Here is a 13,919-nt window from a genome sequence, read left to right on the forward strand (position 1 = left end):
CTGCACGTCAGCGACCAGCGCCTTGACGGTGGTTGCGGCTTCGGTTGACGCGGCAACCAGCGTGTTCTGGGCCTCGCGCGCGCCTAAGGTGATCGACTCCGCGGTGGCCGTGCCGGCCATGGATAGCGAGCGCTGCATGTCGGCAGTCAGCGTCGTGACCGTGTTTGCAGCGTCGGTTGAGGCCGCAACCAGCGAGCTCTGCACGTCGGCGGTTAGCGTTCGGACCAGGTTTGCCGCCTCGGTCGAGGCCGACGTGAGCCTGTTCTGCGCCTCACGGGCGCTGCTCAGGACTGCCTCGGCCGTCGATGTGCCTGCGGCAGACAACGAGCGCTCCACATCGACCGAGAGTGCCTTCACCTGGGTGGTGATGTCGGTCGAGGTTGTCGTCAGCGTGCTCTGGGCCTCGCGTGCGCTGGCAACGACTGCTTCCGCCGTCGAGCCGCCCGCAAGCGTGAGCGAGCGTTCGACATCGCCCGCCAGCGATTTGATCTGGTTCGTGATGTCGGTCGATGCCGCGATCAGCGTGTTCTGCGCTTCGCGCGCACCGGTCGTGACGGCTTCGGCGGTGGCGGTGCCGGCGAGCGTCAGCGAGCGCTCGACGTCGACGGCCAGCAACTTGACCTGGCTTGCCGCGTCGGTGGAGGCGCTGACCAGCGCAGTCTGGGCCTCGCGTGCTCCCGACAGGATCGAGGCAGCGGTCGCGCTGCCGACGGTCTGCAGGGTGCGCTCGACATCGGTCGACAGCGCCTTGACCTGGGAGGCGACCTCGCCCGTGGCCGCCATCAGCGAGGCCTGGGCATCGCGGGCGCTGGACAGGATCGAGCTTGCGGCGCCGGCGCCGACTGCGGTCAGCGCGGCCTCCACTTCGCCGGCGGTGAGCTTGAGCTGCGCGCCGACGTCGGAGGAGACCGTCAGCAGCGACTGCTGCGCGGTGCGCGCGCCGGTCTGGATGGTCTCGCTGGTGTTGACTACCAGGTTGGTGAGCGAGCGCTCCGCGTCCTCGACATGCGACTTGATGCCGGAGGAGAGCAGTTCAGCGCGCGCCATCAGCTCGTCGCTGGCCTGGCGTCCGCTGCTTTCGATGCGGCCCGCGACCGCCTCGACGCGCGAGCCCAGGAGGTCCTCGAACTGCGCCACGCGGGTGTCGATGTCGCCGGCGATGGCGCCAACGCGGGTCTCGATGCCCTGGTGGATTTCCAGGAACCGGGCCGAGATGGTGTCGGTCAGATGCGCGCTGCGGCCGTCCACGGTTTCGGTGACGCTGGCGATGCGGCGATCGAGCGCCTCGATCGCCTGCGCGGCGCCGTCGGTGAGCGAGGAGGTGAGCAGGCCGAGGCGGGAGTCGATCGACTGGATCGCCTGCGCCGCGCCTTCGGTGAGCGAGGTCGAGAGCATGCCGAGCCGGCCATCGATCGTTTGGGTGACCGAGCTGGTGCGAGTGTCGAAGGTCTGTTCCAGCGACTTCAGGCGGCCATCGATCGACTCGTCGAGCCATTTGAGGCGGCCGTCGAGCGAGTTGTCGAGGAAGCCAAGCCGGGTCTCGAGCGAGGCGTTGAGCGTGCCGAGCCGGTTCTCCAGCGAGCTGTCGAGCGTGTTGACGCGGCCGCTGAGCGCGTTGTCGAACATGGCGAGCTTGCTGTCGAGCGACGAGTCAAGGCTGGTGACGCGGTCGCCGAGCGTGGTCTCGAACTGCAAGAGGCGCTGGTCGAGGGTCGCCGTGATCTCGCCGCTGTTGGAGGTGAGGCGGGTGTCGAAATTGTCGACATAGTCCTTCAGCGTGTTGGCGATGTCCTCGGTGCGCTGGCCCATGCGCTCGACGATCTCGCCGCCGAACATCTTCACGGTGCGGTCGAATTCCGCGATGTGGCGGGTGATCAGCGCGCCAAGCGTGCCGGAGTCGCGGGCGAACTTCTCCGCCAGGTCCGAGCCCTGGTTTTTCACCAGTTCGTCGAAGGCGCTCATCTGCAGCGAGAGCGAGTCGTGCGCGGTCTCGGTCTGGCTCACCACCCTGGCAACCAGCGAATTGACGGTGACGTCGAGCACTTCGCCCGCCTTGTCGCCGGAGGTGAGGATGTGGCTGGCCAGCCGATTGCCGGCCTCGTCGATCTTGGTGACGAGGTCGCCGCTGCGCAGCTCGAGCTCGAGCAGGAGCGAGTCGGAGGAATTCTTCAGGGAATCGTGCGCCAGTTCGGTGCGCTCGGAGATGCCCTCGACAACGCTCACGGCGCGCTGCTCGAATTCGCCGGTGATGCGGTCGATGCGCTCGTTCAGCATCTCATGGACGCGGTCGGCGAGGTCGACGAATTCGTCGTGGACGTGGCCGGTCTTGAAGTTGAGGCTGCTCGTCAGCCGCTCGGAGGCATCGAGCACCGCGCGCGTGGTCTCGGAGCTGGCTTCCTCGAGCCGGTCGAGCAGGTCGCCGCCGCGCTCGCCGAGCGCGAGGATCATGTTGTCGCCGGCGTGGCTCAGTGCCTGGGTGATGTGCTGGCCGCGCTCTTCCAGCGCGCCGGTGATGCTCTTTGCGACTTCGTCGACGCGCGAGGCGATCGCATCCGAGATCAGCGCGATGTCGTGGCGCAGGTCGATCTGCACGCCGGAAATGGCGCTGCGCACCTGCTCGGCCTGTCCGACCAGATTGTCGCGCTGGTGGGCGATGTCTTGCAACAGCGCGCGGATGCGCACCTCGTTGTCGGAATAGGCGCGCTCCAGCGCCGAGACCTCGTTGGCGACCAGCGTCTCGAGTTCGCCGGCGCGCGCAATCGCGCGCTCGATGCCGTCACCCATCGCCGCGACCTCGCGGCGGATCGCCTGTCCGACCGTGACCATGGAATCGCTCGCCGCCCCTTCGGGCTCAGAGAAGCGGATCGCGACCTGCGCCATCGATTGCGCGATCATCCGCATCTCCTGCCCGCGCCAGGCGAGGCTCGCGAGGAAGTAGAACAGCAGCACGGGCGCGAGGAACAGGCAGGCGAGGCCCGCCAGCACCAGGACGCCGCCGCTCTGGCCGATCGCGGCCTGCAGCGACGACAGGAAGCTCACCGTGAGTAGGCCGCAGCCGACCAGCCAGACGCCGGTGAAGATCGACGCAAAGGTGTAGACGTTACGGGTAGGGCTGCCCTTCTGCAGCGCCTGCAGGAGCTGTCCGATCGCCTCGCGGTCGTCATTGGCGGCGCGCCGGGGGCCGCGCTGCTCCTCGATCGGTTCGAACACCGATCGCTCGCCGCTCGGACGCGTCTCGAACGGAGTTTCGGGGAAGGGCGTGGTCGCAGCAGGCATCGCCGGCGGCGCGGCTTCGCCGCTACTGGTACTGATCACATCGCGGTTGGGCTCGGCACTGTTCTCACCGATGTTCAGAGCTTCCTGAATGGCAGACAGTGCGACTTCGGTGGGATCTTTCACCTTCTTGGGATTGTTCGCCATGTTAAGTCTGAGCCCTCTCAACTAATACGCGTCGGCGATCTTGCGAACATTGTCCCCCGCAAGCTCGAGCCGTCCCGTCCCCGTAAAGCGGTACGCAAGCACGCCCGTCGGCCGCTTGTCCGCTACATCCGGAAACATCCTATTGGTTGAGCGATGCGAATGAAATGGCCGCGATTAAGACATTCTTAATCATCGTTAACAGGTTTGTGCCATAAGGCCTTATGCTTCCACATAAATCCCCCGAGCTGACGCCCATTGAGGTTCTACTTTGTCTGAAAAAGGGCAAAGTTGAGGCAAATTTGGCCAACGATCCGTTAACTATTTCCGTGATTGGGTGACGCCCAAACGGCCCTACCGAAAAGGAGGTAGTGGCCGGTCCCTGGATCAGGCCATGCCGCGTCACCTCGAACGGACCCAATGGATAGCTTCGCCGCCGCTCGCCCCCGGTGACGGCCCGATCGATCTCGCACATCTTGCGCGCATGTCGCTCGGCGACGCCGCTCTCGAGCGCGAGGTGCTTTCGTTATTCGTGGCGCAATCGGCCAAGCTGATCGCGGCCCTGGCCACCCTCCCACAGGATGCGCGCGAACTGGCGCACAAGTTGAAGGGATCGGCACGCGCGATCGGCGCTTTCGCTGTCGCGGATGCTGCCGCCGGGCTGGAACACGTCCTGACGAGTGGCGCCGAGCCGGAGGGGCCGCTGGCGGCGCTCACTGACGCGGTCGCGCGGGCGCGGAACGCGATCGAGGCCATCCTCGGCGACCCTTAAAACCCGAATTGACCGGCAACAAATTCGCGTCAAAAGGTTTTGCGTGAGGGGGCCCGGCCGCTGGCGCTCGCGGGATCGACCCGTTATAGGGACTGCCGGGGACCTCATCCAGATCCGTATTCCGGCAGCACGAGCGATCATGGCCAAGATAACTTATGTCGACCATTCCGGGGAAAGACGCACCATCGAGGTGGAGAACGGCGCGACCGTGATGGAAGGCGCAATCCGCAATGGCGTTCCGGGCATCGAGGCCGAATGCGGCGGCGCCTGCGCTTGTGCGACCTGCCATGTCTATATCGACGAAGCCTGGCGCGAGAAGGTCGGCGCGCCCACGCCGATGGAAGAGGACATGCTGGATTTCGGTTTCGACGTGCGGCCGAATTCGCGTCTGTCCTGCCAGATCAAGGTCACCGACGACCTTGACGGGCTCGTGGTGACGACGCCGGAACGGCAGGCCTAATCCAATTGATCCATATCAAGGCCGCGGCGGATCCAGCGCTTTAGGTTAGCCTTCACTTCATCCGTCAGCGGAACCGGCTTGCGCGTGGTTTCGTCGATCAGTACCGTCACCGCCTGCGCCGAGGCCACGCATCGACCTTGCGAGAACACGACCTGATCGAACGTCACCGAGGTTCGTCCGAACTTCACGACGCCGAGTCCGAGCTCGATCGTGCCGGGCCAGTGCAGCTCAGCGCGGAAATGGGTGTCGAGCCGCACCATGATCCAGGCGAGCCCGTCCGGCACCAATCCCTTGCTGGGATCCTTCATCAGCGTGACGCGGCCGGTCTCGAAATAGCTCGCATAGACCGCATTGTTGACGTGCCCATTGGGATCGAGGTCGGCGAAGCGCACATTGTCTGACAGCCGATAGGGATAGTCTTCCAGGCGCGGCGTGGCGTCGGAACGGATCGGGGCATTCACTTGCACAATCTCCAAGGTGGTTCAGCCCGTTACAGCCTAGTTGTCGAGTTGCGGCAAGGGGTTGCCGCGGCGCTTGCCGCCCCTATTATGGCGTTCCCGATCAGGCCGTCCCCGATCAGGTCGTCCTGGCTCGGCCGGCAGCCTTCCCATTTCGTACTCAACTGACAAAGAAGCGGATATGAGCGAAGCGATCAAAACCGACGTGTTGATTATCGGCGCGGGTCCTTGCGGACTGTTTGCCGTGTTCGAACTGGGCCTCCTCGACATGAAGACCCATGTGGTCGACATCCTCGACAAGATCGGCGGCCAATGCGCCGAGCTCTATCCGGAGAAGCCGATCTACGACATTCCCGGCATCCCGTTCGTCACCGGCCAGGGGCTGACGGAGTCGCTGTTGGAGCAGATCAAGCCGTTCCACCCGACCTTCCATCTGAACGAGATGGTGGAGACGATCGAGAAGGTCGGCGATCCCGCCTTCCGCGTGAAGACCGATGCGGGCAAGGTGTTCGAATGCAAGGTGGTGGTGATCGCCGCCGGCGGCGGATCGTTCCAGCCGAAGCGGCCGCCGGTGCCGGGCATCGAGGCCTATGAAGGCAGCTCGGTGTTTTACGCCGTGCGCAAAATGGAGCAGTTCCGCGACCGGAACATCCTGATCGTCGGCGGCGGCGATTCAGCGCTCGACTGGACCCTCAACCTGCACCCGGTCGCCAAGCGCATCACGCTATTGCATCGACGCGACGAATTCCGCGCCGCGCCCCACAGCGTCGAGCAGATGCGCGCGCTCGTTGCCGATGGCAAGATGGACCTGAAGCTCGGCCAGGTCACCGGCCTCGAAGGCGGGGCGGGCAGGCTTGCGGCGGCGACGGTGAAGGGCAACGACAACGCAATTACGAAGGTCGAGTGCGATACCATGCTGCCGTTCTTCGGGCTCACGATGAAGCTCGGTCCGGTCGCGAACTGGGGCGTGGCGCTGGAGAACAATCTGGTGCCGGTCGACACCGCCGCCTTCGAGACCAACATGTCCGGCATTTTCGCGATCGGGGATATCAACACCTATCCCGGCAAGCTGAAGCTGATCCTGTCCGGTTTCCACGAGGGCGCGCTGATGGCGCAGAAGGCGCACCGTTATGTCTATCCGGACAAGCGGCTTGTGTTCCAGTACACGACGTCGTCATCGAGCCTGCAGAAGAAACTCGGAGTCGGTTGATTCCAATCAACATATGATTGGTCAATTTCAGCCAAAATATCACCGGTCAGGCCGCGGAGCGGCCGCTGCGGCTATTTGCATCGTTCCGCGCTGCCACTGGAACCTTCCGCGAAATGGCCGTAGTCTTCGCTCATTCGTTTGATGGATTAGTCGGGTGACGACAATGCGGAATTGGCGATTTCGATTTCGGCTGACAGTGCCTGTTATCATGGCCCTCCTGGCGGTGGCCCTGCCGGCGCAGGCGCAGCAGCCGTCGGCGGCGGGCCTGTGGCAGAAGGTCGAGGACGGCAGGCCCGTGATATGGGTGCTGTTCGTCGACCATAACGGCGTCTTCGAAGGCATCATGGCGAAGACGTTCCCGAAGCCCGGCGAGCCCGTCACCGAGGCCTGTACGAAATGCACCGACGACCGCAAGAACGCGCCGTTGCTGGGCATTCCCTTCATCCGCAACATGAAGCGCGACGGATTGAAGTATGAGGAAGGTAACGTGCTCGATCCGCGCGACGGCAAGATCTACAGAGCCAAGATGAGCGTCAGTCCTGATGGCAAGGAATTGACGATGCGCGGCTACATCGGCATCTCGCTGTTCGGCAAGGACGAGACCTGGTACCGCCTGCCTGATACGGCGATCGCGCAACTCGATCCCGCCATCGTCGCGAGATATCTGCCGGCTCAGGCGGCCGCAGTGAAGCCGCCGCCGCCCGCCGCCACGAAGAAGAACATCGGTCCAGCCGGCACGCCTTCGCGCTAGACGGCTACCAGTGGCCTCGGCACGGTTCTGAGAGCCGTCTAGTCGAGCACGAAAGTGGAATGGATTATTGCGTTCAGATGTGGGCGATAACCTTCACGACGCAGCGCTTATCAATTGCTCGCTTTTCGCCCAAAGCTGCTTAGCTTTGTTAGCGTCGAGCGCATACGACCTTACGCCGTCGGCAAACGGGTTGGGCGTGTCATCGATCGGCGCGACTGCGCAATCTTCGAGATAGTGTCCGCCGATCTCGTCTTTGTTAGCCACGACTGCGGCCCAGACCGACGTTGCCGTTGCCTGCGGGATTTCTTTCAGCTCTGCCGGCGGAAGACCCGCTTCAGCGCGAGCTTTGCCAACGGTCTCGAAAAGGCCCTGCAAGTCCTCCTGCGAGAAATGGCGGGGGAGATCAGTGATGCTATTCCCAGGCATCACCGAGGCAGCTCGGATGCCGCGATCGCGATGCCGCCGGTCGAATTCTGCTGCGAAGAGAGAAGTGGCCGTCTTCGATCGGCCATAGGCGACAAATGGGTCATATGCCTGTTGGTCGAAATTCGGATCGTCCAGGTCAACATCGGCGACGCGATGAGCCTGGGACGACAGCACCACCAGGCGCCCGTTATCAGCGAGCAGCGGCTCGATCCGATTGATCAAAGCGAAATGACCAAGATAGTTGGTCCCGAACTGGACTTCGAAGCCATCGATGGTCCGGCCGAACGGAGTTGCCATAACGCCGGCGTTGGCGATGATGGAATCGAACGGCCGGCCGTCAGCCAACAGTTTATCCGCGCAGGCGCGAACGCTCTGCAAGGATGCCAGATCGAGCTCGATCAACTCCAGGCTGCCACCTCGTTGCGACGCGGCGTCACGGACGGATGCAGTGGCCGGCTCAGCTTTAGCGAGATCCCTGACCGCGCCGACGACGCTGGCGCCGTGAGAAACCAGTGAGCGGGCGGTTTCGAGCCCAATGCCCGACGATGCACCCGTAATCAGAAATCGCTTTCCCTTGAGATCAACGCCGGAAAGCACCTGGTCGGCGGTCGACTTTGCACCAAACTTCTCGGTCATCTCTTTTCCTTTAAATTCTCGTGTAACGAGTTTTGATCTTCTTCGGCTTGATCTTCGACGCTTCAGATTCCGAGACCACCGGCCATATTTACGGTCTCACCGGTGATGTAGCCCGCATGGGGTCCGGCGAGGAAACAGACGGCTTCCGACACCTCTTCAAGGGTTGCGAAGCGACGGATCGGATGCATGTTCAGGAAGGTCTCAAGGTCCGGAAGCTCACCGGCCACCTCCTTGTTCATGTCCGTGGGCATCGCACCGGGCTGCAAAACATTCACAGTGATATTGCGGGGGCCGAGGTCGCGCGCGATACCCCTCGCGTATCCGGCAAGCGCCGCCTTCGTTCCGGCGTAGTCGGCGACACCCTTAAAGGGAACGTAGTCGCCGAGCAGAGAGCCGATAAAGATGATTCGACCACCATCCGTCAGTTTTGACGCCGCCGCGCGAGTGTTGGCGATCGAGCCCATGACGTTGACTTGCCACTGTCGATTGTACCTCTCTTCCTCAAGGCCGGGATCGTCTACCAGCTGGCCCTGAATCGCGATGCCGGCATTGTTCACGAGGATGTTGAGCTTGCCGAACTCAGCAATCACCGAGTCGATCAGAGGCTTCGCGGAAGTAAGGTCAGCTTGGTCGCTCTTTATAGCAATCGCGCGTACGCCCTTTGCCTTGAGCTTCTTCACGACTGCATCCGCCTTATCAGCCGAGGCCGCGTAGCTGATCGCAACGTCTGCTCCGTGATCAGCAAGCGCCTCCGCCGTAGCGGCACCAAGCCCGCGTGAGCCGCCGGTAACGAGGGCGACCTTGCCCTTCAACATCTTCGACATAGGAATCCTTTCTCTACCCGATCGGGGGTGCCGTCTCAGGCCTTGGCAAGCGACAGCGCCTCATTTTCGTAACGATGATTACGGTAACGATTGGTATGGAATCTGGACAGGGGATGTCAAGCGGTTTAGTAATGGCCATTATGAAAAAAGCCGAGTCGATCTGATGGGACGCCATCGCGAATTTGACGTGGAGAAAGCGCTCGACGCCGCGCTATGTGTCTTCTGGCGCAAGGGGTACGAGGGTGCTTCCTACGCTGATCTGACCGAGGCTACCGGAGTAGAGAGACCCGCCCTCTATTCTGCATTTGGCAACAAGGAAGCGCTCTTCCGCCAAGCCCTGGCTCGATACGACGAGCAATACTTGGACTACATTCCAGAGGCGCTTCAGCTACCCACAGCGCGCCAAGTTGCTGCGCACATCCTGTACAATGCAGCCGACCTCAATACGCGTTATCCGAACCACACGGGGTGTCTCGGTATCAATGGGGCCCTAGCGGGATCGGATGAAGCGGAACCTGTGCGACAAGCGTTGATAGATTTTCGCGCGGCTGGTCAGGCGCAGCTTCGTGAACGCTTCGAACGAGCGAAGGCCGAGGGCGACTTACCGAAGACGGCCAAATCTGATGCCCTTGCGGCATTCGTGATGGCCGTCACTCACGGCATGGCGGTGCAGGCTAAAGCCGGCTTCAGCCGCGACATGCTGGGGGCTGTTGCTGAGCAAGCGCTTTCCACGTGGCCTACCGGTAGTTCCACACTTTCCGGAAAGTCATCCGAACCTTAATAAGAAGCGCGCCGGCCATCGCTTGCGCTTGGCCTCCGCAGTGCTCGCACCGCGCTTTAGCGTCCGTCGATTGGCTGCACCGGTTCGGAGATCACCTCACCGACGCCGACATCGAGCCGCAGCACCGCGGCCGCTGCGGGAACGGCGGCGTCCGCCATCGCGGCGTGGCCTTCGGCGGTCGGATGCACCGCGCCGCCATAGACGGCCGACAGGACGCCCCAGGTCGCGTCGTGGATATCAGAGGGTTGCATCGAGGACGGCAGCGCCTGCGGATAGGTCATCGCCGTGAAGTAGCTGTCATTGGCGTCGCGGATCCAGCGTGCGCGCGGCAGGTAGGCGCGATATTCCGAGGCGCTGCGGCCGCACATCATCGGCTGGCTGGCGGCACTGACGATGTCAGGATTGAAGCTCTCGCCATTGGCCGCAAAGCATTGCCGGTCGAATTCCGGATCGGTGGCGGCACGCGCGCAGAAGCCATGCATCGCGAACGCGTCCTGATGGGCGTCGACGAAGGTCATGCGGTCGGCACGCGGATTGCGACAGAGAATGCCTGACTGGCAGAGCGCCAGCGCCTTCAGCGTTGGAAGAAATTCGTCCTGCACATAGCCGACCACCGGGCCGAGCCGCTGCGGTGCGGCGTTGAAGGAGGGATGGATGTCGAAGCCGGCGCGACCGCCGGGGCAGGGGACGCCGCCGTCCGACAGCGCGGGATTGGCATAGGCGGTATAGATCACGCGCGTCAGGTCACCGCCGACGAGCGGCTTGAGCGCCTCGCGCAGTTTGCCGAATGATTGCGGCAATGTGCGTCGCAGCGCGTCGCGGGAATCGTCGACGGACGCCAGGACGCCGCCGCGCCGGAACAGCGCGCGCTCCGTCCCAGTATCGACGATCACGTCGGCGACGAGGCCGGAGAAGTAGATGTCGTTGGCGCCGATCGAGAGCAGGAGCAGGTCGAGCTGCCGATCCGGCTGGCGGCGCTTGGCTGCCGCGAGCGCATCGCGCAATTCGGCGAGCTGGCCGTTGACGCTGCCCGAGCAGGTGTTGCCCGATTTGCTCGGCAGGCACTCGCGGGCCTGCTGTGAGCCGAACAGCCCGTCATTGATGGTTGCGCCCGTGCAGGCGAGCGGCAGGTAGGTCACGGCGATGTGCGGGTAGCGCACCGCGAGCGCAAGCGCCGTGCGCGTCTGGTAGCTGTAGAGCGAGCGATGGCAGGCTGCGTTGAACCACAGCGCGCTGTGCTTCTGCCATACCGACAGGAAGTCCGGTGCTTCGCAGGCGCGCCCGCCTTTATAGCCGGCGCGGCTCGGCCGGTAGTATTGCGCGCCCGCGGTGCCGAGATAGGAGCGGAAGCAGAAGCCATCTTCCGCCAGCGCGATCGGACGGTCCGGATTGCCCTCGCCGGACGCGATGCTGTCGCCGATCCCCGCGATGAAGATGTCGCGCACGGCGATCTCGGTGGAGACGCGCTGGGTCGGATCCGAGCCGGCGGAGACGTCGACGGTCGCCACTGTCGTGCGGCCGTAGCGGACGCGCAGGTTCACCGGTTCGGCGCAGTCGAAGGCGGAGCTCTGCGGCCCGTCGCCGTCGTCGAACGACCAGGCGCAGGTGGCGCCGACCGGAATCGGCCCGACCAATCGCACCGTGATCGGATGATCTGTTGGCGTCAGGTAGCTTTCCTTGACGTTGTCGCGGGTGCAGGGCTCGTTGACGCGCCCGACGAGGTCGATGCAGAGCCGGTTGACGGTGTTGCGCGCCCAGCCGCGGCCGTCGCTCTGCAATTCCAGCGCCTGCTCGGCGGCGAGCACGCTGCGGCCGCGACCGGCTTCGGTCTGCAGCAGGAAGTCGCGTTCCTCGCGGAACAGGCGAAAGCGGTTGCGGACTTCCCACGAGATCTGCAGCGGCTGTTCGGCCGCGGTCTGCGCTTCGGCCGATTGGCTCAGCAGCGCAACCGCCAGCAGCGCGGCGGAAACGATCGAACGGAACGGAATTTTGACCATGGCGCGTTTCACGGCATCGGTGGGGCAGAAATAAGAGAGCCGCGCCGAATTGGCCAGAAAGAATAACGCGTCGAGATCATGATCCGATTGGACGGAATTGGATCATGATCTCATCTCTTTGTTTGAGCACGATCTTTCCGGAAAACCGGTCTCCACTTTTCCGGATCATACTCTAGATAACGTCGCTGTTACCGTTTCAGATGCTTGATCCGTGGCCGGCTCTCGACCGATTGCCGCACGGTGACCTCGGCGGTCTCCGCTCTGAAAGGCGGATCATTGAGCTTGCGCCGGCTGAGCCACGGCTGCACCACGTTGAGCCAGAGCTCGCGCATCCCCATGATCGAGATCGAGATGCCGAAGGGGATCAGGAAGTACAGGATGCGGAACACGACCAGCGTGGCCAGCAACTGCTCCTTGGAGAATTCCGGCAGTGCCACCAGCATCGCGGCGTCGAACACGCCGATCGATCCGGGCGCGTGGCTTGCGAAGCCGAGCAGGGTGGCCAGGATGAACACCACGGCCAGCGAGACGAAATCGATATAGGGCTCGGTCGGCATCAACAGATACATCGCGAGCGCGCAGAAACCGAGGTCGACGACGCCGATCAGGATTTGCACGAGCGTCAGCTTCGCGGACGGCAATACCACCTTCCAGCCGTTCTGGCCGAGCTCGCGGCGGCCGGTGCCGGTCACGAGCCAGACCAGATAGGCGCCGATGCCGGCAAGGCAGCCCAGTCCGATCAGCCGGTTCATGGCCGCCGGCAACAGGTCCATCGAGGTCGCCGCCGCGGGATGCCAGACCATGCCGATCCCGAGCACGAAGAGATTGCCGAGCCAGAAAGTCAGGCCGGAGAGGAAGCAGATCTTGGCGACGTCGATCGCGGTCAGGCCGTAGTCCGAATAGATGCGGAAGCGGATCGCGCCGCCGGTGAAGACGGTGGCGCCGATATTGTGGCCGATGGTGTAGCTGGTGAAGCTGGACAGCGCCGCGATGCGGTAGGGGATATGGGTCTTGCCGATCGTCCGAAGCGCGAAGAAGTCGTAAAAGGTTAACGTGCAGAAGGCGCCGACCACGCACAGCGCGGCGAGCGCAATGCGATGCGGGGCGATCTCGGTCAACGCCGTCAGGACCAGGGCGGTATCGACGCCCTTCAAGGTCCGGACCAGATGGGTCACCGCCAAGACGATGATGATGACGCTCGCGGCGATCCCCAGCCGTTTCCAGCCGATCTTTTCCTTGAAGCCACGCCCAAGCGCGGTCAGCAGCCGATGCATTCGTCCTCCCGGCGGGGCGGCATTCTTAAGAAGGCCCGTTACGTGGTCACATGGGGTAACGGGTGACGGTCAAACGCACCGTGCCCCAGCACCCATAAGGCAAAACGGTAGATTTGTGCAGCCCTTGACAAGCCACGCTTCCGCCTTCGTTCGTGATTTCTGTCATACGCGGTACATATGTCTGGGCATCGGAAAATGTGAGGCGCCGCTGGCGGTCCTGTCGGTTCAATTCGTCGCAACGTTCCGCTGTTCCGTCCCCCGGTTCTTGCTCCGGTTCTTGCGGTTTCGCTGGAACGTCCGTCCATCCAGCCGGTTAGCGCAGGTATCAGCAAGCAGAACATGGCGTTGTGCGGGGGACGAGGAGGTGGCCGCGCGTCATGTTCCCAGAACGAAGGGATACGCGCAATGGGACTCTTCAGTAAAGACATCAAGAGCATGAATGACTTGTTCGTGCACCAATTGCAGGACATCTATTACGCCGAGCAACAACTTGTGAAAGCGCTGCCGAAGATGGCCAAAAAGGCCTCCGATCCGCAGCTCAAACAGGGATTTCTGACCCACCTGGATGAAACCAAAACGCATGTGCAGAGACTGGAGCAGGTATTCCGGATGCATGGCGCCCAGGTGAAGGCGGTTGATTGCCCGGCGATCGACGGTATCATCGAGGAAGCCGACGACGTGGCCGCAGAGGTGGATGACAAGAACGTGCTCGACGCCGCGCTGATCAACGCCGCACAGGCCGCCGAGCATTATGAGATCGTCCGCTACGGCAGCCTGATCGCCTGGGCACGGCAGCTCGGTCGCAACGACTGCGCTTCCATCCTGCAGAAGACGCTGGACGAGGAAAAAACGACCGACAAGAAGCTGACCTCGATCGCCGAAGGCAAGGTCAATCTCAGGGCGGCGGGCTAGC

At 63.2% G+C, this 13,919-nt stretch carries 12 protein-coding genes; 6 read left to right on the plus strand and 6 right to left on the minus strand.

Going from position 1 to position 13,919, the window contains the following annotated elements; all coding sequences use genetic code 11:
- Positions 1–3,420 (minus strand): apolipoprotein A-IV repeat region-like domain-containing protein (locus tag CWO89_RS30180; RefSeq protein WP_502702926.1); only part of this gene is annotated, 3,420 nt, incomplete at its 3' end.
- A gap of 391 nt (positions 3,421–3,811) precedes the next feature.
- Between CWO89_RS30180 and CWO89_RS30185 the strand changes: the two genes are divergently transcribed.
- Positions 3,812–4,189, plus strand: coding sequence for an Hpt domain-containing protein (locus tag CWO89_RS30185; RefSeq protein ID WP_130582204.1), 378 nt, complete (start codon positions 3,812–3,814; stop codon positions 4,187–4,189).
- 139 nt (positions 4,190–4,328) lie between these two features.
- The gene (locus CWO89_RS30190; RefSeq protein ID WP_130582205.1) at positions 4,329–4,649 is read left to right on the plus strand and encodes a 2Fe-2S iron-sulfur cluster-binding protein; all 321 of its coding nucleotides are present in this window, start codon (positions 4,329–4,331) and stop codon (positions 4,647–4,649) included.
- Here the strand turns inward: CWO89_RS30190 and CWO89_RS30195 are convergent.
- On the minus strand, positions 4,646–5,110 hold the full coding sequence (locus CWO89_RS30195; RefSeq protein WP_130582206.1) for an acyl-CoA thioesterase: 465 nt from the start codon (positions 5,108–5,110) through the stop codon (positions 4,646–4,648). The two genes, CWO89_RS30190 and CWO89_RS30195, sit on opposite strands and share 4 nt — an antisense overlap.
- Positions 5,111–5,288: 178 nt before the next feature.
- Here CWO89_RS30195 and CWO89_RS30200 point away from each other — a divergent pair, with 178 nt between their 5' ends.
- Positions 5,289–6,317, plus strand: a complete 1,029-nt coding sequence (locus CWO89_RS30200) for an NAD(P)/FAD-dependent oxidoreductase (RefSeq protein ID WP_130582207.1) — start codon at positions 5,289–5,291, stop codon at positions 6,315–6,317.
- Between the two features lie 163 nt (positions 6,318–6,480).
- Complete coding sequence (locus CWO89_RS30205; protein WP_130582208.1) at positions 6,481–7,068, plus strand: DUF2147 domain-containing protein; 588 nt, start codon at positions 6,481–6,483, stop codon at positions 7,066–7,068.
- Positions 7,069–7,161: 93 nt separating this feature from the next.
- Here the strand turns inward: CWO89_RS30205 and CWO89_RS30210 are convergent, their stop codons facing one another.
- Positions 7,162–8,130 (minus strand): SDR family NAD(P)-dependent oxidoreductase, encoded by a 969-nt coding sequence (locus CWO89_RS30210; protein ID WP_130582209.1) that lies wholly within the window; start codon positions 8,128–8,130, stop codon positions 7,162–7,164.
- A gap of 62 nt (positions 8,131–8,192) precedes the next feature.
- Complete coding sequence (locus CWO89_RS30215; RefSeq protein ID WP_130582210.1) at positions 8,193–8,954, minus strand: SDR family NAD(P)-dependent oxidoreductase; 762 nt, start codon at positions 8,952–8,954, stop codon at positions 8,193–8,195.
- A 163-nt stretch (positions 8,955–9,117) separates the two neighbouring features.
- On the opposite strand from CWO89_RS30215, the gene CWO89_RS30220 reads away from it, so the two are divergent.
- A complete protein-coding gene (locus tag CWO89_RS30220; RefSeq protein ID WP_130582213.1) occupies positions 9,118–9,735 on the plus strand; it encodes a TetR/AcrR family transcriptional regulator in 618 nt (205 codons plus the stop codon).
- Positions 9,736–9,791: 56 nt separating this feature from the next.
- Here the strand turns inward: CWO89_RS30220 and CWO89_RS30225 are convergent, their stop codons facing one another.
- Both CWO89_RS30225 and CWO89_RS30230 read right to left on the minus strand, forming a co-directional pair.
- A complete protein-coding gene (locus CWO89_RS30225) occupies positions 9,792–11,732 on the minus strand; it encodes an SGNH/GDSL hydrolase family protein (RefSeq protein ID WP_130582211.1) in 1,941 nt (646 codons plus the stop codon).
- A 188-nt stretch (positions 11,733–11,920) separates the two neighbouring features.
- Positions 11,921–13,006: a lysylphosphatidylglycerol synthase transmembrane domain-containing protein gene (locus CWO89_RS30230; RefSeq protein WP_130582212.1), complete on the minus strand. Its 1,086-nt coding sequence runs from the start codon at positions 13,004–13,006 to the stop codon at positions 11,921–11,923.
- A gap of 405 nt (positions 13,007–13,411) precedes the next feature.
- On the opposite strand from CWO89_RS30230, the gene CWO89_RS30235 reads away from it, so the two are divergent.
- A complete protein-coding gene (locus CWO89_RS30235; protein WP_130582214.1) occupies positions 13,412–13,918 on the plus strand; it encodes a YciE/YciF ferroxidase family protein in 507 nt (168 codons plus the stop codon).
- Position 13,919: the final 1 nt, after the last annotated feature.

It is taken from the genome of Bradyrhizobium sp. Leo170 (assembly GCF_004296405.1).
In the GTDB taxonomy this organism is placed as follows: Bacteria; Pseudomonadota; Alphaproteobacteria; order Rhizobiales; family Xanthobacteraceae; genus Bradyrhizobium.